The organism is Glycomyces tenuis DSM 44171 (assembly GCF_000427885.1).
In the GTDB taxonomy this organism is placed as follows: domain Bacteria; phylum Actinomycetota; class Actinomycetes; order Mycobacteriales; family Micromonosporaceae; genus Glycomyces; species Glycomyces tenuis.
Genome location: NZ_ATYW01000021.1, coordinates 97,334 through 118,431, shown reverse-complemented (window position 1 = coordinate 118,431; position 21,098 = coordinate 97,334). Strand labels below are relative to the sequence as shown.

The following is a 21,098-nucleotide window of genomic DNA, read 5'->3' as shown; positions in this document are numbered from 1 at the left end:
GCGAGGGCCGCGTGGCCGCCCGGGTCAATCGAGATTCTCGCACCTGATTGCGAGAATCTCCGATGTGAAGATCGTAATGGTCGCCGAGTTGGTTCCCTTCCTGGAGGAGGCCACCGCACCGCGCGTCTCGATCTCTGTGCGTTCGGACAGTCATGCAAGACGAAAAGGACGACGGCGGATCGACTGTTCGGCCGGTGCCGGCCGTGGCGGCGGCGCGTTCCGGCCACCGGACCGCCGTTCGGGGGAGCGGCCGATCGCGAATCGCGGCGGGCACCGGCTCCGATGCGGACGGCGGCCGTTGCCGTGCCGCACGCGGCCATGTCAGAGTTGGCGCGTGCAGTTCACTCTTGAGAGGACGCCCTTCACCGGCGCATTGGCGCAAGCACTCTGCGAAGAACTCCAGGCCGAATACACCCGCCGCTACGGCTCCGGTGACGAGACGCGGCTCGAGATCGGCGACTTCGACCCGCCGAACGGCGACTTCATCGTCGCCTTCGATGCCGACGGCGAGGCGGTCGGATGCGGCGGCTGGCGCGCCAACGGCGACGACGACGCCGAGATGAAGCGCGTCTACGTGCGCGAGAGCGCCCGCCGCCAGGGCCTGGCGCGGCTGATCGTCGCCGCGGTCGAGGCCTCCGCCGCCGCGGCCGGCCGCAAACGCATCGTCCTGGAGACGGGCCCGCGCCAGCCGGAGGCCATCGCCATGTACCGGGCCCTCGACTACCGGCCCGTCACGCCGTTCGGGCACTACGCCGAGGCCGACGGCTCGCTCCACCTCGGCAAGGAACTGCGCAGCGAGCAGCACTAGGCCGCCCGGCTCCCTCGCGGGCTACGTCGGCGGGCGTAGTCCGAATCAGCCGCGCAGCGCATTCCCGCACGCGCCGGCCTCCACCACGATCGGATACGGCAACGACATTCGATCTGGCAGGGAGTCGGACCATGACGCACGGCAAGCTCACCCGCAGGCACCTCCTCGGACTCGCGGCGGCCTCGGCCGCCGCCACGACGGTCGCGGCCCCGGCCGCGGCGCAACCCGCCGACGGCCACGCCGTCACCGCCTGGCTCGACCACCGCGCCGACCCGATCGGCTCGATCGACCCGGCCTCGTCCCTCGACGACCTCGACGCCTTGGGGCACATCGCCCGCCGGGCCGAGGTCGTGGGCCTCGGCGAATGGAGCCACGGCTCGCGCGAGCAGTGCCTCGTCAAGCACAAGATGGTGCGCTACCTGGTGGAGCGGATGGGGTTCCGCACGCTCGCCTTCGAAATGGACTTCGCGCAGGGCGCCGCCATCGACCGCTTCGTCCTCACCGGCGAGGGCGACGCCCGCGAACTGGCGACGGACCTGTCGTCGCAGCTGTGGGAGACCCAGGAGATCCTCGACGTCATCGAGTGGATGCGCGAGCGCAACGAGGCCCACCCCGGCGACGAGGTGCGCTTCCTCGGGGCCGACCTGCTGACGCTGCGCGAAGCGAGCTTCACCGCGCTGACCGACTACGTCGGGGCCGCCGCGCCCGAGCGCCTGGAGGAGCTCGCCGGGCACCTCGACCCGATCCGTCCCACCGGCGACGGCCACATCTGGTGGTACCAGGAGGAGCTCGACGACGCCGAGCGCGCCGCCTTCATCGCCCACGCCCACGCCGCCCTCGACCTCGTCGAAGGAATCCCCGGCGACGGGCTCGAGCGGGAGTACGCCGATCGGCACGCCCGCACCGTCGTCGGCTGGCACGAGTACTACGCGATCCTCGGCGCCGCACCGCGCCCGGGCCGCGAGCGCTTCATCGCCGACACCCTCGAATGGTGGCAGCGCCTCGTCGGCGGCCGGACCGCCTACTGGGCGGCCAACATCCACACCTGCGCCGCCCCGTCGATCGCCTACGAGCTCCCCGGGGAGTCCACGGAATTCACCTACGCGGGCGGGCACCTGCGCGAGCGCCTGGGCGGCGGGTACGTCTCGATCGGCACGATCTCCCACGAAGGCGCCGTCAACAGCGGATGGCACCCGGTCGCGCCGGTCGACGTCGCCCCGCCCGGCGAAGGGCTGCTGGACGCGGTGCTCGGCGAGGCCCGCGAGGCGGACTACCTGATCGACCTGCACGCGCGCGCGCCGCGGCCGGTCCGCGAATGGCGGGAGGCGCCGGCGACGACACGCATGATCCACCCCGTCTACGGGGAGGGCCAGAGCGCCGACGACCACGCGATGACGACCGGCTCGCTCATCGAGACCTTCGACGCGATCGTCCACATCCGCCGCACCACGCCCAACACGCTGCTGAGCTGAGCAGTGCCGACATCCATCCTTTCAGGATGCTTTGTCGGCATTGCGTATCAATTGCGCATTCATACGCATTCACCAAAAAGGCCGTTACACCCGAAATCTACTACTAAGCGGTAACTTCCCGTAGGCTGCGGGCGGAAGCGCGGAACACCGCCGCTTTCGACCCACTCGACTCGGAAGGACCACGAGTGAACGACGACAGCAGAAAACTCATCCGCATCGGGGCCTTCGCGGCCGCCGGGCTCACCGCGACCGTCCTGGCGGCGACCTCGACCGGTGCCTTCGCCGAAGAGGAGCCCTCGCAGGGCGACTTCAGCACCCAGATCATCGGCGGCGAACCGGCCGCCGAGGGCCAGTACCCGTGGATGGTGGCGCTGGCGGACGCCGCCGACCCGTCCTACAACTACTGCGGCGGCTCGCTGGTCGACGACGACGTCGTCCTCACCGCCGCCCACTGCACCGCCGACAGCGCCCCGGGCGACGTGGTCGTCCGGCACGGCTCGGTCGACATCACCGCGACCCAGGTGCACGAGGTCGCCGACATCCACGTCGCCGAGGGCTACGACGAGACGACCACGGTCCAGGACTGGTCGCTGCTCAAGCTCGCCGAGCCGATCCCGGGCGCCGAGCCGATCACGCTCGCCGCCGAGGACCGGGCCGACTGGGGCACCCTCGAAATCGCCGGCTGGGGCATCAGCGACGACGGCCAGGCGCCGACCGGGCTCCGGTACGCCCAGGTCCCGCACGTCTCGGATGAGGACTGCGCCGAGGCGTACCCGTCGGAGTTCGACGCCGAGTCGATGCTGTGCGCCGGCGACCTGGCGAACGGCGGCGTGGACTCGTGCCAGGGCGACTCGGGCGGGCCGCTCATGTCGCTCGAGGGCGGCCGGGCCGCGCAGGTCGGCGTCGTCAGCTGGGGCTACGGCTGCGCCGAGCCGGGGAATCCGGGCGTGTACACGAACGTGGGCGCGCTGGCCGACGACATCGACGCGGTGCTGTCCACCTGGTGATCCGGTGACGCGGGGCCTCCGGCGGCGACGGGACTCCGACGGCGCCCGGCCGGGGCCGGGGGCGCACGCCGAGACCGGGCAGGTCTCTCGGACGCGCCTCCTCGCCGATCGGCGCCGCCGACGGCGGCGGAGGCCCTCGCGAATCACCGCATAGGACACCGGTACCCAGTGCCGCCGCAACCGGATCGGGGCCGGGCTTCGCCCGGCCCCGATCCGGTTGCGGCGGACGGGCCGGTCATGCATCAGAACACCCGCCTTGTATACTCGTCACGGCCCCGTTCGGCGGGGCATGCGGGTGTAGTTCACTGGTAGAATGCGACCTTCCCAAGGTTGAGAAGCGGGTTCGATTCCCGTCACCCGCTCCACAGCGCACGACACCCCGACCTGACGCCTCCGGCCTTCCACCGGAGGTTTTCGCCTGCCCGAAGCGGCGCCGCACCGAGGCCGGCACTCCGGCGCGACCGCACCGCACCTGGGCCGCCGGGCCGCACTCGGATCGGAGCCATTCGCGGCGACGGCGCGGCCGAGGCGCACCGGCGGCCTCCGGCGCGAATGTTCGAACGCGGCGCCGCCCCACGCCCGGGTCTTCGGCCGCAGACGCCCGGATCAAGGCCCTCAGCGGCTCCCGCGCCTCGGCGTGCGCGTCTGCTCGGTTGCCGGAGCGGACCGACACCACCGGCATCCGCCACGCCCCTCCTCGTGTCGTGTCCCAGCGCCGCACCGCCGGCCGCACCGGTCACCCGCGTCCCGTTTCGCCGCTCACGCACCGCATGAACCGGTGTGCCCGTTCGCCTCAGGCGTGTAGCGCGTTCAATCGCATAGCCCATGAAAATTTCCCATTTTTTAGGAAAGGGAGACCCTCTTCACAATCTCTCTTCGCATGGGTACTATGACCAAATCGAGAATTACCGATACTTGCTCTGAAAGTTTCGGAGTTCAGTACCCTCACTCTGCCTGGAACAAGCATCGGTCGAGTCCACCCTTCATCCCTCGAAAGGAACAAACTCCGATGAGCAAACCCCTTAACGGGTTCCGAGCGCTCGCGGCGGCCGGAGCCGCCGTGACGCTGGCGGCCACCGCCGCGGCCTGCGGCGAAGATTCCGGAAGCGACGCCGACATCGTCTGGTGGCACATCCAGAACCAGGACCCGATGATGTCAACTTGGCAGGCCATGGCCGACGAATGGGCCGAGGAGTCCGACCTCACCTTCGACGTCCAGCCCATCGAGAACGAGGCGTTCAAGGAGCGCATGGGCACCTCGACCCAGTCCGGCGAAGTCCCCGACCTCTTCCAGACCTGGGGCGGCGGTGTGCTCGCCGAGCAGGTCGAGGCCGGCCTCGTCCAGGACCTCACCGGCAAACTCGACTGCATCGACAAGATCAACCCGATCGCCTTGGAGCCCTACACCATCGACGACAAGCTCTACGGCATGCCGTTCGACGCCGGTGTCGTCGGATTCTGGTACAACAAGGACCTCTTCGCCGAGGCCGGCATCGAGCAGCCGCCGGCCACCTGGACCGAGTTCCTCGACGCCGTCCAGGCGCTGAAGGACGCCGGCATCGCGCCGATCGCGCTCGCCGGCGGCGAGCAGTGGCCCGGCCACTACTACTGGACCTACCTGGCGATGCGCCTGGCGGGCCTCGACGGCATGAGCGCCGCGGCCGAGGCCGGGGACTTCTCCGACGAGGCCTTCGTCCAGGCCGGCGACATGCTCGCCGAGCTCGCCGAGATGGAGCCGTTCCAGGAGGGCTTCGAGTCCGCCGCCTACGGCGAGGCCGACGGCCAGGCCGCGCACATGGGCGAGGGCCTGACCGCCATGGAGCTCATGGGCCAGTGGGCCCCGGTCACGCAGGCCGACGCCTCGGGCATCGAGGGGGGCCTCGGCGACGCGCTCGGCTTCTTCCCGTTCCCGGAGGTCGAGGGCGGCGCGGGCGCCCCCACCGAGTACCTCGGCGGCGGCAACGGCTTCGCCGTCGGCTCCGACGCGCCCGAGGAGATCTTCGACTTCATGTGCTACCTGATGGAGGACGAGAACCAGACCAGGGCGGTCACCGACGGCGGCTTCACCACCGTCTCGGCCACCCCCGAGGTCATCGCCCCCGAGATGGACGCCAACACCCAGGCCGTCGTCGACGCGATGGCCACGGCCACCGGCACGCAGCTCTACCTCGACCAGGCCTATCCGCCGGCGATCGGCGGCGTCATCAACGAGGCCACCGAAGGCGTGATCCTGGGGCAGATCTCGTCCGAGGACATGGTCGCGATGATCAATGAGGCCTGGGCGGCCGAGCAGTGAGTGCTGCCCCCACGACCTCTCCGGTTCCCCCGGTGGAGCGCCCGGCCGGCCGCGACGGGAAAGCCTCCCGTCGCCGGCCGGCCGGGCGGCCAGGGGCCGGGACTCTCGCCGCGTTCATAGCCCCCGGCCTGGTCCTGTTCCTGCTGTTCGTGCTCGCGCCGATCATCTTCGCGGCGTATGTGGGCTTCTTCCGCTGGAACGGCCTGGGCGGTCCGCCCACCGACTTCATCGGCTTCGAGAACTTCGCCAACCTGATCAAGGACTCCGTCTTCCTCGGGGACCTGTGGCGGGTCGGCCTGATCATCGCCATGTCGCTGGTGATCCAGCTCCCGCTCGCCTTCGGCCTGGCGATGCTGCTGCACCAGCGCTTCCCCGGCCGCACGATCTTCCGGCTGCTGTTCTTCGTGCCGTATGTGCTCGCCGAGGCGGTCACCGGCGTCCTGTTCAGACTGATCTTCTCCGAGCGGCGCGGCTTCGCCGACTCGCTGCTGGCCTCCCTCGGTGTCGAGAGCGACATCGGCTGGCTCTCGGACCGCTCGCTGGTGCTGTTCGTGGTGTTCGGGATCCTCACCTGGAAGTTCTTCGGCTTCTACATGATCCTGTACCTGGCCGGGCGCCAGAACATTCCCGAGGAGCTCTACGAGGCCGCCGCCATCGACGGCGCCACCAACCGGCAGATGTTCAGCCGCATCACGCTGCCGCTGATGGGCCCGACCCTGCGCATCACGATCTTCCTGTCCATCATCGGCGCCGTGCAACTGTTCGACCTGGTGTTCGTACTCACCGGGGGCGGCCCGTTCCACGCCTCCGAGACCATGGCCATCACGATGTACGAGCAGGGCTTCCAGCGCAACCAGATCGGCTACGCCTCGGCGCTGTCGATCGCCATGTTCCTCATCAGCTTCGTCTTCGCCCTGTTCTACCAGCGCTATGTGCTGAAGAGAGACCTCCAGGGCGGCCTCACCGGAGGCGGATCGAACGGAGGGGACCGCTGATGCCGGTCGTCAACTCCAAGCGCGGCAACCTGCTGCGCAACACCGGGTTCTACATCGCCGCGTTCATCACGACCGCGTTCGTCGCCACGCCGATCCTGTTCGCCCTCCTCGGCGGTTTCAAGGACAACGCGCAGTTGCGGGAGAACGCGCTCGGGCTGCCCAACCCGTGGAACGTCGAGAACTACACCGACACGCTCGCCTCCGACGTGTTCTGGCGCCAGGCGTTCAACTCGGCGCTGATCGCCCTGGCGACCACATTCATCGTGGTCGCCGCCTCGGCGATGGTGGCGTTCGCGTTCGCCCGCTACGCCTTCCGCGGCCGAGAGGTGCTGTTCACGCTCTTCGCCACGGGGCTGATGTTCCCCTTCGCGGTGGCGGTGCTGCCGCTGTTCATCATCCTGCGGACGATGGGCCTGCTGGACAGCCCGCTGGGCGTGATACTGCCGCAGGCCGCGTTCGGCCTGCCGCTGACGATCATCATCCTGCGCAGCTTCTTCCGCGCCATCCCCGGCGAGATCGAGGAGGCCGCGGTGATCGACGGCGCCGGCCCGTGGCGGTTCTTCCTGACGATCCTGCTGCCGATGGCGCGGCCCGCGCTGGCGACGGTCTCGGTGCTGGCGCTGGTCGGCAGTTGGAACAACTACCTGCTGCCGCTGGTGGTGTTGAACGACGCGAGCCTGTGGACGCTGCCGCTGGGCGTGGACCAGTTCTCCGGCCAGTACGCCTCGGACACGGCGAAGGTGCTCGCCTTCGTCATGATGGCGATGCTCCCGGCGCTGCTGTTCTACGGCTTCGCCGAACGGCACCTGATCAGCGGCCTGACCTCGGGAGGCACCAAGGGCTGACAGGCGTCGGGTCCCTTCCGGTTTCGTGAGGCCGCCGGGGGGAACCGATTCGGGCACGGCGGCGTCGGAAGGTACATGAGACACCCACTCGCACCTCTCGGCGCCGCCGTCGCCGTGCTCGCGGTCGGCGCGTGCACCTCGGCGCCCGATGCCCAGATCGACCCCGACTCCGCGTGGATACCGGCCTCCGCCCAGCTGGCCTCCTACGACACCTGCGAGGCCGCCCTCGAAGGCATCCAGCAGTCCGTCCTCGACACCCTCGTCGACATGCGTCACAACATGGAAGAACAAGGCGGCCTCGAGTTCGCCGAGGACGAGGCCCTCACGGCGGAGGAGAACGCCGCGGCCCCCGAGAGCGCCGGCGACGGCGCGGACGCGGGCGGCGACCGCGGCTCCACCGAGCCCCATTCGGAGACGAACACGGCCGTCGCCGGCGTCGACGAGCCCGACGTGGTCAAGACCGACGGGCAGTTCGTCTACAGCGTCGTCGACACCGTCGTGCGCGTGGTGAACGCGCAGACCGCCGAGGTCGTCGCCGAGCACGAGTACGGCTGGGAGAGCTGGAACCACCAGCTGTTCCTCGGCGACGACGAACTGCTGGTCATGTACACCCAGGACCGCGAGCAGGGCGGCGAGTACTACTCGGCGTTCACGATCGACCGCCTCGACCCCGACAGCTTGGAGGTGCTCGACACGTTCAGCCTGGAGGGCTCCATGCTGGACGCCCGCATGGTCGACGGCCAGGTCCGGCTGGCGGTGCAGTCCTCGCCGCAGGTCGAACCGCTGTGGGAGCAGCTCTACGACTCCGACGGCGAGGTCTCCGAACTGCGCGAGGCCGTGCGCTCCACCGAGCTCGCGGACTGGCTGCCGAGCTGGAGCGTCAACGGCGTGGAGGGCGAGCCCTCCTGCGAGGACATCGCCCACCCCGAGCGCTTCGAGGGCGGCTCGACGGTGTCGGTGCTGGCGCTCGCCGCCGACGGCGCGTGGTCCGAGGTGCACCCGGTGACGGTGATGGCCGACGGCGGCACCGTCCACGGCACCGCCGAGAGCCTCTACCTCGCCCACGCCGACCACGACTGGAACGCCGAGGACCCGCGGGCGGAGACCGAGATCTACCGCTTCGTGTTCGACGGGGACCGGCCGCGCCTGGCGGGCGAGTCGGCGGCGCCCGGGTCGCTGCTCAACCAGTACTCGATGAGCGAGTACGACGGGCACCTGCGCGTGGCGACCACCGAGGACGCCACCTCGTGGTGGGGCGTCCCCGAGGAGGACGTCGCGCCGGAGGAGGAGGCCGCGCCGGAGGAGGAGGCCGCGCCGTCGAGCTCGACGGTGACGGTCCTGGAGATCGGCGAGGACGAGCTGACCGAGGTCGGCTCGGTCGACGACCTGGGGCTGGACGAGCGGATCTACGCGGTCCGGTTCCTCGGCCCCACCGGCTACGTGGTGACGTTCCGCGAGACCGACCCGCTGTACACGCTGGACCTGTCCGACCCGGCGGACCCGCGCGTGACCGGCGAGCTGAAGATCACCGGCTACTCGGCGTACCTGCACCCCGTCGCCGAGGACCGGCTGCTCGGCGTCGGCCAGGAGGCCACCGAGGACGGCGTGACGACCGGCCTCCAGGTGAGCCTGTTCGACGTCTCCGAGGAGGAGGCGAGCGTGCTCGACCAGTACGAGCTCTACGGCGCGAGCGCGACCGCCGAATGGGACCCGCACGGCTTCCTGTACTGGGAGCCGGAGGGCATCGTGGTGCTCCCGGCGTGGGACGGGTACGACTCGGCCTCGGGCGCGATCGTCCTCGAGGTCGGCGACGACACCGTCACCGAGGCGGCCTGGATCGAGCACGAGATGCCGAGCGGGGACGACTCCTACTACGGCAACGAGATCGTGCGGAGCCTCGTCATCGGCGACCGGCTGTGGACGCTGTCCTACGGGGGGCTCATGGCGAGCGAGATCGGCGGCGACTACCCCACCAGCGAATGGATCGCCTGGTAGGGACTGGGTTACACGGCTCGGAGGCTTTGCCGTGGTGGTGGGGGCCGCGCCGCTGTTCGGGTGGCGGCGCGGCCCCGTTCCCTGTTTCCTTCAGGTCCTAACGGCCGAGGTTCCGGAAGCGGCGGACGCCCAGCGGCAGGAAGATCGCGGTGATGACCACCGGCCAGACGATGGCCGCGAGCAGCGCGTGCTGCTCGGGCCAGGCGTCGCCGATCGGGAGCGGGTTCCCGAACAGCTCCCGGATGGCGGTGGCGGTGGCCGAGACCGGGTTCCACACGGCGATGGTCCCCAGCCAGTCCGGCATCAGCTCGGGCGGCGTGAACACCGAGGAGACCATCCCGAACGGGAAGGCCAGGGCGAAGAGGTTCCCCGCCTGCTCGACGTTCTTGACCAGCAGGCCGATCCAGACGCCGACCCAGATGAGCGCGAAGCGCAGCCACAGCAGCAGGGCGAACGCGCCGACGGTCTCCAGGACCGTCCCCTCCGAGCTCCAGCCGATGAGCACCGCGATGATGAACAGCACCAGCAGGTCCACCGCGGCGTGGATCGTGTCGGCGATGTTGCGGCCGACGACGACGGCCGAGGAGGCCATCGGCATCGAGCGGACGCGGTCGACGAAGCCCTTCTCCTTGGCGTCGGCCACGGCGAAGGCGGTGTTCATGAATCCGAAGGCCATGGTCATGGCGAACATGCCGGGCATGGCGAAGGCGACGTAGTCGACCCCGGCGCCCTGCCCGGTGACGTCCATGGCCGAGCCGAAGACGTAGACGAACAGCAGGACCATGACGATCGGGAAGCCGAGCGCCCACAGGAAGTTGGCGGGCTGGCGGTACATGTGGACGAACTCCTGGCCGACGATGGCCCGGTAGTCGTGGAGCGTCCACCTGATGCGGGAGCCGATGGACTCCTCGGGGGTCAGCGTGGGTGCGGTGGTCACTGGTCGCCCTCCTTCTCGGTGGGTTCGCCGATGAGCTCGAGGAAGGCCTCGTCGAGCGTGGGCCGCCGCAGCCCGATGTCGGCGACGTCGAGTTTCTTGTCCTGTACGGCGTTCGCGGCGGCGGTGAGCGCCTCGACGGGGTTCCTGACGGGTGCCGAGACGCTTCCGGAGGTCTCGTCGACCTTGGCCCCGCCGCCCGCCACGGCATCCACGATGGAGCGCAGGGCGGGCAGGTCGACCGGGTCGGCGGCGACGATCTCGAGGCGGTCGGCGCCCATGCGGCGCTTGAGGCCCATGGGCGTGTCCTCGGCGATGTTGCGGCCGTGGTCGATGACCGAGATGCGGTCGCACAGCCGGTCGGCCTCGTCGAGGTAGTGGGTGGTGAGCACGACGGTGGTGCCGTCGGCGGCGAGGCCGGAGACGGTCTCCCAGACTTCGCGCCGCCCGGCCGGGTCGAGGCCGGTGGTGGGCTCGTCGAGGAACAGGACCTGCGGGGCCAGGATCATGCTGGCGGCCAGGTCGAGGCGCCGCTTCATGCCGCCGGAGAACTTCTTGGGCTGCTTGTCCGCGGCGTCGGCGAGCCCGAACTGGTCGAGCAGCTGGTCGGCGCGCTTGATCGCGTCGGCCTTGTTCAACCGGAACAGCTTCCCGAAGAGCACGAGGTTCTGGCGGGCCGAGAGCAGGTCGTCGACGGCGGTCTGCTGGCCGGTGAGGCCGATGCGGCGTCGCACCTGGCGGGCGTCGCGGGCGACGTCGAAGCCGGCGACGGCGGCGCGGCCGGTGTCGAAGCGCAGCAGGGTGGTGAGGATGCGCACGGTGGTGGTCTTGCCGGCGCCGTTGGGGCCGAGGAGGCCGAGGACGGTCCCGGACTCGACCGAGACGTCGAACCCGTCGAGGGCGGTGGTGTCTTTGAATCGTTTGCCGAGATTCTCGGCCTCGACTGTCGTGGTGGCCATTGCTGGTCTCCTTGAAAGGTCTCCCTTAATAGGGTACGGTGTACTCAAACATAGCGTACGATGTACCCGGTTCGCAACCGGGTTATGATGAGGCCCGATGGCGACACCACAGACCGGGGCGGGTGACCCCAAGCGCAGCCTGGAGCTGCTCTGGCGCGATCTCGAACCGCAACCGAGCAGACCGGGACCGAAACCGAAACTGAGCGTGGATGAGATCGTGGACGCCGCGATCCGCGTCGCCGACCGCGAGGGCAGCTGCTTCAGCATGCGGGGCGTGGCCGCCGAGCTCGGCGTGGGCACCATGACGATCTACCGCTACATCCCCGGCAAGGCCGAGCTGCTCGACCTCATGGTCGACAAGGCCGGCGAGCCCGGCACCGACACCACCGAGACCGAACGTCGCGGCTGGCGGCACATCCTCGAACAACTCGCCGACCACAGCCTGGAGTTCTACCGCCTGCACCCGTGGATGCTGGAGATCAACCAGCGCCGCCCCACCCTCGGCCCCGGCGGTCTGGGCGGCATCAATTTCGCACTGGCCGCGTTCGACGACCACGACGTCACCGACAAAGAGGCCATCCTCATCATCAACGCCGTCTGGAACATCGTCACCGGCACGGCCTTGGCCTTCCTCACCAACGACACGCCGACCGAACGGGGCGGCCCCATCACCACCGAAGAGGAATGGTGGGAGATACAGGAGCCCTTCCTGATGCGGGCCGTCGAATCTGGGCGCTTCCCCAGGCTCGCGCGCATCGAGGACCACACCATATGGGACATGACCGCCCAGGAGGCCATGCGCCACGCGCTCGACGCCTATCTCGACGGCATCGCCCCCCGCATGGAGGAGACCCGCCGCGTGAAGGACTGAGCCCGCCGGAGCGGACGCTCCGGCGGGCTCGTCGACATGTGGCCGCCGCGGTCAGACCTTCAACTGGTTCGCGGCCACGATGCCCGCGTCGCGGTCGTAGTGGACGGCGAGGTCGCCTTCCAGGAACCCGACCGGCGCGTAGACGCCCGCGGCGGTCGGCGACGTGGTCGCCTCGCCGTCGACACCGACCATGACGGCCTCGGCGTCCTCGTCGTCCACGTCGATGTCGCCGAACGCCCGGCCCTGGCTGTCGACGGCGCGGAGCACCACCGAGCGGTCGGACTCGGGGCAGTGGACCTGGCCGGTCTGGGAGTCGATGACGGCGTCCTGCGTCACGAAGTACCTGCCGTCGGCGCTGACGTCGACCGTCCCGGCGTCGGGGGCCGTGAAGTGGTCCGTGTAGGTCTCGCCCTCGCAGGCCAGCTCGGTCACGAGCTCGCCGCTGGCGACGTCGACCAGGCCGAAGACCTCCACTGCCGTCTCGTCGTCGGTCGTGGCGGTGGAATCGAACCACCTGACGAGGACGTGGTGGTCGCCGGCGACCGCGATGATCTCGGCGGCCGTTCCGCCGTTCGCGACCGACGGCGGCGCGACGTCCATCGAGGTCCAGCCGTCCCCGCCGAAGCCGGTGCCGAAGTCGCCCTCCGGCTCCTCGGACCACCCGTCTTCGCTGGACGTCACGAAGGGCTCGATGTCGAAGACGGGAGTGCCGCCGACGGTCATGTTCGGCGCCTCCCGGACCGGGGTGCCCGCGAGGGTGTCCTCGATCGGCTCGTGCTCGGTGACCTCACCGGTCGCCGAGACCGTGTAGGCCGTCTCGTAGGTCGACGGCTCGCCGTCGGCGTCCGATCCGGGGAACGCCAGACCGTACTCTCCCGGCCCGGCGGCTTCACCGGGGACGTCCACCGGCTCGCCGCTCAGACCGGTGGCGACGTCGTACAGCCAGACCCGGAAGACGTACGATCCGGCGTCCAGGCCGTCCGCCTCGGACTCGCCGCGCTGCACCACCGCGACGGTCTGCTCGTCGACGATCCTGAAGTCGGCTCGGACGCTGCCGTCGTCGTTCAAGTTCCCGAACGGCTCGATGTCCTCGGTCCAGGCCTCGGCGCCGGAGGCGTCGTACGAGCCGATGGTGCCGGGGATGGGGCTGTACCAGACGACGTGCTCGCCGACGATGAAGACGGAGGCGTCCGCGGGGACCGGGGCGCTCCACTCCGGCTGCTCCTCGAAGAAGTCCGTCGCCACGGGGATGGCCTGCGCCGGCGGCTGCTCCTCCGCCGCCTCGGACCCGTTCGTGTCCAGTTCTCCTTCGTCATCGGAGCAGGCCGCGAGGCCAAGGGCGGTCGCCGATATCAGGGTGGCCGCGATGAGACGCCGTGAAAGCGTGAAATGTATGGGCATCATCACGGCATACTAGTGACCACCGTCCACCCGGCCCAGAGCCCGTATCGAAGGACCTCACTACGTCCGCCCGTGTTCCGACGGGACTACGCCCATCGGCTGCGCCCATATTCCGATGGGACTACGTCCATCGGAAGTACCACGCCTTGGACCTGATCATGTGCTCGGCGAGGTCTTCCAGCGTGGGCACTCCGGAGTCGAGGAGGTCGGGGCAGTAGGCGTAGGCCTCGCTCGCCACGCCGAGCGCCTCGTCGGCGCCGGGCGGGTGCGGGACGTAGAGCTCCAGCACGTCATAGGTCATCGCCACGAGCTCGGCGTCGAAGCGGTGGTGCCAGCGCTTGAGGATCGCGGCGTGCTCGGCGCCGTACAGCTCCCAGTTCGTCGAGCCCTTCCACGGGAACATCGCCGGGATCTTCCAGCCCGCGTCGGTCTCGACCAGGCCCATCAGGCCGTCGCGCTGCGGCGTCGCGAAGTCGCTGTCGCCGCGCCTGGGCAGGATCGGGACGCCGCGCGCGGGTTCCCCGGCCTCGGCGGCCTTGTCGTGCAGGAGGTCGGCGGCGTCGATGCCGTCGGCGCGGCCGAGCTCGTCGTCGCCTTCGTGGATGATGGCCTCGCCGGAGTCGCGCCACTCCTCGGGAGCGCCGAGCAGGACGGGCATCCAACCGGTCTCCTCGGCGGCCTGGCGGATCTCGAGCCACCAGTGGAGGGCCTCGGAGGCGCGGACCCCGAAGGCCCACATGGTCGTGTCCTCGCGGCGCACCAGCTGGTGCATCTTGGGAACGGCGAGTCCGGCCTCTCTGAGGGCGGCGCGGGGGGATCCGGCGATGTCGAGCGCGTCGGTGTCCTCCTCGCGCGGCATCATCTCGTCGCGGCCGGTCCCGGGCGGGCGCTGAGGGGGCTCGGGCTTGTCCAGGGTGAGCAGTTCCCGTTTGGGGCGCTCGGGCACGAAGATGTCGTCGGACTTCGGCTCGGACTGCGGCTCCGCCTTGGACTCCGGTGCCGCCCAGGACTCGGGCTCGGGTTCCGGTTCGAGGTCGGGCACGGCCACGAGCAGGGGCCTCGGCTCGGTGGTGTCGGATGCGGTCGGTGCGATGCCGTCCTCCTCCTGAGATTCCGCTTGGAGCGTCTCGGGGGCGGCATCGTTCGGCGCGGCGTCGTCGAGAGCACCCGAGGACACCTGAGGTTCTTCAGGCGGCGGCTCGGGCTCGGCTGTCGGTTCCTGTTGGGCGGCGGGATCGGGCACTGAATCAGGCGTGTCCCGGCGCCCCAACAGACGCTGGAGGAGTCCCACCCGATCCATGATGCCCTGTCTCGGTTCGGAACGCCACGGCAACCCCCGGCCGTCATCTCGGGAACGCGCTCCGGACGGCTCAGTGCGCGGGGCCGGGATCACAGTCCGCCGGTCCGGTAGCATCGCAGACCGTTCGGGCACGTCGGCGGGCGGCAGTGGAGGAGCATCGTGGACGCTGGAGAGATCTTCGGGCAGTCGACCGGATTCCTGCTGCACCGGCTCGGCGTCGGCGCGGAACGGGTCATCGAGCGGACGCTGTCGCCGTTCGACCTGCGCGCCAAGGAGCTGCGCGTGCTCGGCTTCATTCGCGGGGAAGGCTGCTCGCAGCGCGAGCTGGTCGACGCGACCGGGCTCGACCGCACCACGATGGTCGCCGTCGTGGACCGGCTGGAGGCGCTCGGGCTCGTCGAGCGCCGCCGCGACCCTTCCGACCGCCGCAAGCAGTCGGTCATGCGCACCGAGCGGGGGGCGCGGCGACTGACCGAAGCGGCCGCCGCGCTGGCCGCGGCCGAGACCGAGTTCCTCTCTCCGCTGTCGGAATCGCAGCGGCGCACGCTCAACGCCGTGCTCGCGGAGCTGTTCGTCCATCGCCGACCCGAATGCTGATCCGAGCGCGCGAGGCCGAATATTGTCAGCTAACCTGATCGTCAGTTCTACTGACGAAAGGTAGTCGCATGCGAACCTCCGCACTGCCGTCCCACGCGGTTCGAACGACACTGCTCCTCATGGGGCTCATCACGGCACTGCCGGCACTGGCGCTCATCGACGCCTACACGCTCGAATGGACCTACCAGGTGACCGAGACCGATCCGATGGTGATCGCCCTGCTCCAGCACCGAGGAGCGCTCCAGTTGGCCTTGGGCGCGGCGATCGCCTGGGCCGCCTTCGACGCGCGTGCGCGCATTCCGGTGGCCGCCGCCGCGATCGCCACCAAATCGGTCTTCCTGGCGCTCATCCTTCCCGATGAACGGCTGCGGACGGACCTCTCGGCGTTCAGCGTCTACTTCGATCTCGCGTGCATCGTGCTCCTCGCCGCGCTCATCGCTCTCGAGTCGCACCGGAGGCGCCGCCCGTCGGCCCGATAGGTTCGACGGTCGTGACGCCGAGCCGGCGGACAGAGCCGCCGCCCCGAGTTCGGGGCCACCGGCCGTCCCGCTCCCACTCGCCCACAAGCGATTCAGGGGACATCGCCTCGTTCGGCTCGTTGGCGCGGCGCGGAGTCACCGCCGAAGGACGATGCGGCGGCCGGGCGGTCGACGGGAGGCGTTCGGACTCTTCGCCTTTGCGGGCCGGTGGCCGGAATGTATCGTGTACGGGATTCAGCCCGAGGAAGGAGAGCGATGGGCCGGTACACCGACTTCACCCTTTACTCGGAGCGGTGGGGCGGCTATTCAGACCGGAGCGAGCCCTTCGGCTTGCCGCGCCTGGCGTGGTTCGTCGCCTCATCGGACGGCGCCGCGCGCTGCCTGGTCCAATCCGAATCCATGGACGCGATGACGATCTCCTGGAGCGCCGCCTGGCAGCGGGTACCCCTCGAGCTGCTCGCCCCCGTCCCCGGCCTGCTCGCGGAAGCGGGTGCGTTCGGCGTCCCGCGGCCGCTGGTGGAGGACACCGGGGACGGCGATTACCTCGACGTCTGGCAGCTGACCGGCGTGCACGAGGACCGGCCGTTCCGGCTCGCGGTCGAGCGCACCGTCCCCGGTTCGGCATGGACGCCGCTGGGACGGCGACTGGCGGTCGCCATCGACTCGCTCTGCACCTACGAAGCCTCGCCGTAGGCGCCGAAACGGCGCATCGTGCTGCTGACCGTCTTCCGCAAGACCCGGGCGCGCGAGCGCTCCGAGGTCGAGCGGGCCCGGCGGGCACAGGCCGAGTGCGAACAGAGTGGCATGAGCACGCGGTCGCCATTCACGATCGAGACGAGGAGGAGATGTAATGCCCGGATCTGGAGACCACACCGTCTGGCGCCGCAGCGGCGCGCACTCCGAGGACTATGAATCGGCTAGGCGCGCTTTCCTTCTGGGGAAGATGGTCTATGAACGTCGCCGTGAACTCGGCATGAGCCAGTCCGAGCTGGCCGCACGCGCGGGCATGTCCCAGCCGCAGCTGTCGCGCCTCGAGGGCGGAGGCGTCACTCCCACCATCCCGCTGCTCGAACGGCTCGCCGGTGCGCTGGAGGTGGATCCGGCGATCGACTTCGTCCCCCGCGCAGCGGCGTGAGGCGAGGTCAGCCCTTGCGGCCCTTCTTGATGAGCATGCCGAACCAGAAGGCGCAGAACAGGATGATCACCAGGACGGCGACGAGCTTGAAGAGGAGCATCATTTCACCTGCGTGAGTTTGGGGCGTTTGGGCTCCACCGTATCCCCGCTCGACTTGCCGGTGATGCGGCGCTTGACCCAGGGCGCGAGGTGCTTGCCGGCCCAGGCCGCGCCGTTCACCTCGCGGCGGACCTTCGCGAGCTGCGGCATCGGCTTGAGCCAGTCCTCGTCGGGCTCGACGCCGAGGGCGGTGCACACGTTCGCAGCGACCCGCTGGTGGCCGTAGGCGTTCATGTGGAGCCGGTCCTCGGCCCACAGGCGCGGGTCGGCGAAGGCGTCGTCTCCCCACAGGTCGACCAGGATTGCGTCGTGGCGCTTGGCGACGCGCCGGGTGGCGTCGTTGGCGGTGATGAAGCGCTTGCGCAGCAGCTTCGTGCCCGGGATGTGACTGGTGATGTCGGCGCAGGTGAAGAGGATGACCTCGGCGCCGGAGGCCTTGAACAGGCGGACCACCTCGTGGGCGCGGGTCGCCAGGCGCGTCGGGTTGTAGTTCGGGCGCAGGGCGTCGTTGAAGCCGGCGGCGAAGGAGACCAGGTCGGGGCTCTGCTTGATGGCCGGGACGACCTGCTCGTCGACGATGCGGTCGAACAGGCGGCCGCGGACGGCGAGATTCGCGTAGGCGAGGTCGGGCCAGAACTCGGCGGCGCGGTGCGCGAACAGGTCCGCCCAGCCCCGGAGGCCGTCGCCGTCCGGGTACGGGTCGCCGAGCCCTTCGCTGAAACTGTCGCCGATGGCCACGAAACTCGAGAACGCCGCGGGCACTCCCACTCCCCACCTTCAATCCGCATCGAATCTCCGGACTCCACCCGTCCGAGTGCAGCCCAGCATGCCTCACAAAGATAACGATCGGGTTGCGATCCAGTGGCGAGCACGGCCACAGCGTCCGAGCGCCCGAAGGGAACGGCGCCTTCGGGCGCTCGGACCGCCTCAGGCGTGCTCGGCGTGGACGACGACCTCTCCGGCCGGCACGTCGACGGTGGCCGTGTCGGTCTTGACCTGGGTGTCGGCCTCGGTGTGGTTGATGCAGAACAGCCAGGACCGGCCGTCGTCGTGGGAGCGGCGGACGACCTCGACGCCGACGGGGGCGTCGGCGGCCGGCTCCACCCGGGCGTCGGAGGCCGCCGCGGCGAGGACGCGGTCGAGCGTGTCGTCGTCGACGAACGTGGTCAGGTAGTGCGCGGTGCCCTCGCCGAAGCGGTTCACGGTCCAGGCGGGCGTGCCGTCGAGATACGTGTCGCGGACCTCGGCGCCTTTCGCCTCGGCCGCTTCGCTCCAGACGCTTCCGGTGCCGCCGGAGGCGAGGGCGACCGTCTCGCCGATGAGCGGGTAGAACTCCTCGGTCCGCACGCCGACGAGGTCGCTGATCGCCCCCGGGTAGCCGCCGAGGTAGACCGTGTCGGTCTCGTCGGCGATCCCCGAGTAGGGCGTGACGAGCACGGTGCCGCCGGAGGCGACGAAGTGCTTGAGGTTCCGCGCGGCGGCCTCGGACATCAGGTAGACGGCCGGGACGACGACCAGGCGGTACCCCGAGAGGTCGCCTTCGGGGTGGGCGACGTCGGTGGTGATGCCCGCGCGCCACAGCGCCGCGTAGCAGGACTCCCGGACGGCCTTGACGTCGAGGTCGGCGGTCGGCTTCGCCTCGTGCTCCTGGGCCCACAGGTTCTGGTAGTCCCACAGGATCGCCGCGTCCGCGTGGACCCTGGAGCCCTCGATCTCGTCGAGCTCGCCGAGGCGGGCGCCCAGTTCGCGGACCTCGCGCCAGATCTTGGAGTCGGTGCCGACGTGCGGCACCATGCCCGAGTGCCACTTCTCGGCGCCCTGGCGAGAGGCGCGCCACTGGAAGAACATGACGGCGTCCGCGCCGCGCGCGAGGTGCGCGAAGGAGTTGCGCAGCAGCTCGCGGGGCGCCTTGGCACGGTTGCGGCCCTGCCAGTTGACCGCGGAGGTGGAGTGCTCCATGAGGATCCACGGCGCGCCGCCGCCGAGGGAGCGGGTGTAGTCGGCGGCGAAGCCGAGGTTGACGTGCCCGGCGGGGCCTTCGAGGTAGTGGTCGTTGGAGACGACGTCGACGGCCTCGGCGAACTCCCACAGGTCGATGTCGGGGTGGTTGCCGGTCATGAAGTTCGTCGTCATCGGCTTGTCGGGGTCGATCGAGCGGAGCAGCTCGGCCTCGGCCTTGTAGAGCTGGAGGAGCTGCCAGGACGAGAAGCGCTTGAAGTCGAGGACGTGGCCGGGATTCGGGATCGTCGGCGTCGGCAGCGGCGTGTAGACCTGGTCCCAGGAGGAGTAGGCCTGCGACCAGAACGCGGTGCCCCAGGCCTCGTTGAGGCCGTCGAGGTCGCCGTAGCGCTCGCGCAGCCACAGGCGGAACTTGGCGGTGGCCGCAGGCGAGTGGGAGCGGGCGTTGTGGCAGCCGTACTCGTTGTGGATGTGCCACAGCTTGACGGCGGGGTGGCCGTGGTAGCGGCGGCCGACCTGCTCGGTGATCCGCAGAGCAGCCGTCTTGTAGACGTCCGACGACGGGTCGAAGCCCTGGCGGGAGCCGTGGGTGAGGCGGCGGCCCTCGGCGTCGACGGGGAGCGCCTCGGGGTAGGTGGCGGCGAACCACGGCGGCGGCGAGGCGGTGGGCGTGGCCAGGCAGATTTCGACGCCGTTCGCGGCCAACAGGTCGATGACCTCGTCGAACCAGTCGAATTCGAAGCGGCCTTCTTCGGGTTCGAGCTTCGCCCAGGAGAAGATGCCGAGGCTGACGCGGTTGACGCCGGCCTCGCGCATCAGGCGCATGTCCTCGGCCCAGACTTCACGCGGCCACTGTTCGGGGTTGTAATCGCCGCCGTAGACGATCGCCATGGCGGGGCTCCTTTGCTGGAAGAGGGTCGGTGCGCCCCCAAGGCTACGGCAACCGATTGCCGGTATCCACCCCCGCGACCAGCTTTTTCACACCCCTACATGAAGTAGATCACTCACCGCATCCAAGCGGCGGCGCCCGGCTCGACCCACCAGGTGCGCTTGCGCCCGAGCTCGCCGACCAGGCCGTCCGAGATGAACGTCACGCCGTCGTTCGGGTGGACGGCCACGGCCCGGCCCCTGGCGCGGCGGACCTCGATGCGGACCCGCTTGCGCCACCGGCCGACCAGCACCGGGATGGCCACGGCGACGTCGATCCTCCCGTCGGCCGGGTCCGGCTCGGCGAGCACCATGTCGTCGGCCGCGGCGTAGCCGTCGGCGTTCGCCACCACGCACGCCAGGATCTGCTCGGAGCCGTCGGTCAGCACCGCGTCGTCCAGGTTGACCACGCCGCGCCACGGGCGGTCGCCGCCGCCCAGGCGCACCCCGTCGAGGCAGACGCCGCCGCCGTCGTGGCGCATCAGATCGGTGCGCAGCACGGCGCCCTCCACCGCGGCCCGGGCGACCTCGGCGGGCTTCGACGGCAGGTCGAACCGCTCCACCAGACCGGGCGCGGAGCCCAGCGGCAGCAGCGCCAGCGGCGGCAGGTCGGGGACCGTGCGCCCCGCGGGCAGATCCTCGCCCCGCTCGCTCGGCGCCGGCGCGAGGCGGCGCACCATGCGCGCGGCCACCGCGTTGACCTGCTCGTCGGTGTCCGCGGCGAGCACGATCCGCGTGCCGGAGGACGCCGCGTCCTCCACGACCGGGTCGATCTCCTGTGGAGTGGAGGCCTCGGCGGTGCGCACATCCGCGCCGAGCCGCTTCAGCTCGTCGATCAGGTGCAGCACTTGCGTGCGCGGCCCGGTGTCCGCACAGTTCGCCTCGACGAGAGACAGCACGACTACGTTCACAAGCGTCAACGGTAATGTGTGACCGAGGCCCGACTCATAGCGCTCGGCCCTGATGGGACACGGCGTCACTCCGTGCCAGTAGGCTTACACGGTAATCGGGTGATCAAG

Annotated in this window: 19 protein-coding genes, 1 tRNA gene and 1 pseudogene; 14 read left to right on the top strand and 7 right to left on the bottom strand. The window is 70.0% G+C overall.

Annotation, left to right across the window (positions count from 1 at the left end; genetic code table 11):
- Nucleotides 1–334 precede the first annotated feature (334 nt).
- From YWW_RS37525 to YWW_RS0120350, 8 genes are all read left to right on the top strand, one after another.
- Nucleotides 335–808, top strand: a complete 474-nt coding sequence (locus YWW_RS37525) for a GNAT family N-acetyltransferase (RefSeq protein WP_245595474.1) — start codon at nt 335–337, stop codon at nt 806–808.
- A gap of 131 nt (nt 809–939) precedes the next feature.
- Nucleotides 940–2,280: an erythromycin esterase family protein gene (locus YWW_RS0120380; RefSeq protein ID WP_026931552.1), complete on the top strand. Its 1,341-nt coding sequence runs from the start codon at nt 940–942 to the stop codon at nt 2,278–2,280.
- 185 nt (nt 2,281–2,465) lie between these two features.
- On the top strand, nt 2,466–3,287 hold the full coding sequence (locus YWW_RS0120375; RefSeq protein WP_051326101.1) for a S1 family peptidase: 822 nt from the start codon (nt 2,466–2,468) through the stop codon (nt 3,285–3,287).
- Between the two features lie 291 nt (nt 3,288–3,578).
- A tRNA-Gly gene (locus YWW_RS0120370) sits at nt 3,579–3,652 on the top strand.
- Between the two features lie 644 nt (nt 3,653–4,296).
- On the top strand, nt 4,297–5,583 hold the full coding sequence (locus YWW_RS0120365; protein WP_026931550.1) for an extracellular solute-binding protein: 1,287 nt from the start codon (nt 4,297–4,299) through the stop codon (nt 5,581–5,583).
- A gap of 32 nt (nt 5,584–5,615) precedes the next feature.
- Nucleotides 5,616–6,578: a carbohydrate ABC transporter permease gene (locus tag YWW_RS0120360; RefSeq protein WP_026931549.1), complete on the top strand. Its 963-nt coding sequence runs from the start codon at nt 5,616–5,618 to the stop codon at nt 6,576–6,578.
- Nucleotides 6,578–7,423, top strand: coding sequence for a carbohydrate ABC transporter permease (locus YWW_RS0120355; RefSeq protein WP_081687616.1), 846 nt, complete (start codon nt 6,578–6,580; stop codon nt 7,421–7,423). Before YWW_RS0120360 ends, YWW_RS0120355 begins: the two co-directional genes overlap by 1 nt.
- A 75-nt stretch (nt 7,424–7,498) precedes the next feature.
- Nucleotides 7,499–9,418 carry a beta-propeller domain-containing protein gene (locus tag YWW_RS0120350; RefSeq protein WP_026931547.1) on the top strand — a complete coding sequence of 640 codons (1,920 nt, stop codon included), beginning with the start codon at nt 7,499–7,501 and terminating at the stop codon, nt 9,416–9,418.
- 97 nt (nt 9,419–9,515) lie between these two features.
- On the opposite strand, the gene YWW_RS0120345 is transcribed toward YWW_RS0120350, so the two are convergent.
- On the bottom strand, nt 9,516–10,355 hold the full coding sequence (locus YWW_RS0120345) for an ABC transporter permease (RefSeq protein ID WP_026931546.1): 840 nt from the start codon (nt 10,353–10,355) through the stop codon (nt 9,516–9,518).
- Nucleotides 10,352–11,311 carry a daunorubicin resistance protein DrrA family ABC transporter ATP-binding protein gene (locus tag YWW_RS0120340; RefSeq protein WP_026931545.1) on the bottom strand — a complete coding sequence of 320 codons (960 nt, stop codon included), beginning with the start codon at nt 11,309–11,311 and terminating at the stop codon, nt 10,352–10,354. The genes YWW_RS0120345 and YWW_RS0120340 overlap by 4 nt, the downstream gene beginning before the upstream one ends.
- Nucleotides 11,312–11,408: 97 nt before the next feature.
- Between YWW_RS0120340 and YWW_RS0120335 the strand changes: the two genes are divergently transcribed.
- A complete protein-coding gene (locus tag YWW_RS0120335; RefSeq protein WP_026931544.1) occupies nt 11,409–12,182 on the top strand; it encodes a TetR/AcrR family transcriptional regulator in 774 nt (257 codons plus the stop codon).
- A gap of 51 nt (nt 12,183–12,233) precedes the next feature.
- On the opposite strand, the gene YWW_RS0120330 is transcribed toward YWW_RS0120335, so the two are convergent.
- Together YWW_RS0120330 and YWW_RS34385 are read right to left on the bottom strand one after the other, a co-directional pair.
- Nucleotides 12,234–13,586, bottom strand: coding sequence for a hypothetical protein (locus YWW_RS0120330; RefSeq protein WP_026931543.1), 1,353 nt, complete (start codon nt 13,584–13,586; stop codon nt 12,234–12,236).
- A gap of 118 nt (nt 13,587–13,704) precedes the next feature.
- The gene (locus YWW_RS34385; protein WP_026931542.1) at nt 13,705–14,760 is read right to left on the bottom strand and encodes a DUF4253 domain-containing protein; all 1,056 of its coding nucleotides are present in this window, start codon (nt 14,758–14,760) and stop codon (nt 13,705–13,707) included.
- Nucleotides 14,761–15,042: 282 nt separating this feature from the next.
- Between YWW_RS34385 and YWW_RS36525 the strand changes: the two genes are divergently transcribed.
- The 5 genes and pseudogenes from YWW_RS36525 to YWW_RS0120305 all read left to right on the top strand — a co-directional run bounded on the left by YWW_RS36525 (nt 15,043) and on the right by YWW_RS0120305 (nt 17,094).
- Complete coding sequence (locus YWW_RS36525) at nt 15,043–15,480, top strand: MarR family winged helix-turn-helix transcriptional regulator (RefSeq protein ID WP_051326099.1); 438 nt, start codon at nt 15,043–15,045, stop codon at nt 15,478–15,480.
- Nucleotides 15,481–15,548: 68 nt separating this feature from the next.
- Entirely contained in the window at nt 15,549–15,959 is a 411-nt protein-coding gene (locus tag YWW_RS31880) for a hypothetical protein (RefSeq protein WP_051326098.1), read from the top strand.
- A 255-nt stretch (nt 15,960–16,214) separates the two neighbouring features.
- Nucleotides 16,215–16,652, top strand: a complete 438-nt coding sequence (locus YWW_RS0120310; RefSeq protein WP_026931541.1) for a hypothetical protein — start codon at nt 16,215–16,217, stop codon at nt 16,650–16,652.
- A pseudogene (locus YWW_RS38065) lies at nt 16,653–16,871 on the top strand (hypothetical protein); the annotation flags it as partial. It lies immediately after the preceding gene.
- Nucleotides 16,810–17,094 (top strand): helix-turn-helix domain-containing protein, encoded by a 285-nt coding sequence (locus YWW_RS0120305; protein WP_051326097.1) that lies wholly within the window; start codon nt 16,810–16,812, stop codon nt 17,092–17,094. The pseudogene YWW_RS38065 and the gene YWW_RS0120305, both read left to right, overlap by 62 nt.
- A 99-nt stretch (nt 17,095–17,193) precedes the next feature.
- Here the strand turns inward: YWW_RS0120305 and YWW_RS0120295 are convergent, their stop codons facing one another.
- The 3 genes from YWW_RS0120295 to YWW_RS0120285 all read right to left on the bottom strand — a co-directional run bounded on the left by YWW_RS0120295 (nt 17,194) and on the right by YWW_RS0120285 (nt 20,990).
- Nucleotides 17,194–17,955, bottom strand: coding sequence for a GDSL-type esterase/lipase family protein (locus tag YWW_RS0120295; RefSeq protein WP_035697664.1), 762 nt, complete (start codon nt 17,953–17,955; stop codon nt 17,194–17,196).
- Nucleotides 17,956–18,120: 165 nt separating this feature from the next.
- The gene (locus tag YWW_RS31875; protein WP_035704773.1) at nt 18,121–20,043 is read right to left on the bottom strand and encodes a beta-galactosidase; all 1,923 of its coding nucleotides are present in this window, start codon (nt 20,041–20,043) and stop codon (nt 18,121–18,123) included.
- A gap of 113 nt (nt 20,044–20,156) precedes the next feature.
- Complete coding sequence (locus YWW_RS0120285; RefSeq protein ID WP_026931538.1) at nt 20,157–20,990, bottom strand: diacylglycerol kinase family protein; 834 nt, start codon at nt 20,988–20,990, stop codon at nt 20,157–20,159.
- Nucleotides 20,991–21,098 lie beyond the last annotated feature (108 nt).

Coding starts and splice junctions, on each gene's coding strand:
- YWW_RS0120380 (WP_026931552.1), top strand. CDS start 940: ATGACGCACGGCAAGCTCACCCGCAGGCACCTCCTCGGACTCGCGGCG.
- YWW_RS0120365 (WP_026931550.1), top strand. CDS start 4,297: ATGAGCAAACCCCTTAACGGGTTCCGAGCGCTCGCGGCGGCCGGAGCC.
- YWW_RS0120355 (WP_081687616.1), top strand. CDS start 6,578: ATGCCGGTCGTCAACTCCAAGCGCGGCAACCTGCTGCGCAACACCGGG.
- YWW_RS0120350 (WP_026931547.1), top strand. CDS start 7,499: ATGAGACACCCACTCGCACCTCTCGGCGCCGCCGTCGCCGTGCTCGCG.
- YWW_RS0120340 (WP_026931545.1), bottom strand. CDS start 11,311: ATGGCCACCACGACAGTCGAGGCCGAGAATCTCGGCAAACGATTCAAA.
- YWW_RS0120335 (WP_026931544.1), top strand. CDS start 11,409: ATGGCGACACCACAGACCGGGGCGGGTGACCCCAAGCGCAGCCTGGAG.
- YWW_RS0120330 (WP_026931543.1), bottom strand. CDS start 13,586: ATGATGCCCATACATTTCACGCTTTCACGGCGTCTCATCGCGGCCACC.
- YWW_RS31880 (WP_051326098.1), top strand. CDS start 15,549: ATGCGAACCTCCGCACTGCCGTCCCACGCGGTTCGAACGACACTGCTC.
- YWW_RS0120310 (WP_026931541.1), top strand. CDS start 16,215: ATGGGCCGGTACACCGACTTCACCCTTTACTCGGAGCGGTGGGGCGGC.
- YWW_RS0120305 (WP_051326097.1), top strand. CDS start 16,810: ATGCCCGGATCTGGAGACCACACCGTCTGGCGCCGCAGCGGCGCGCAC.
- YWW_RS31875 (WP_035704773.1), bottom strand. CDS start 20,043: ATGGCGATCGTCTACGGCGGCGATTACAACCCCGAACAGTGGCCGCGT.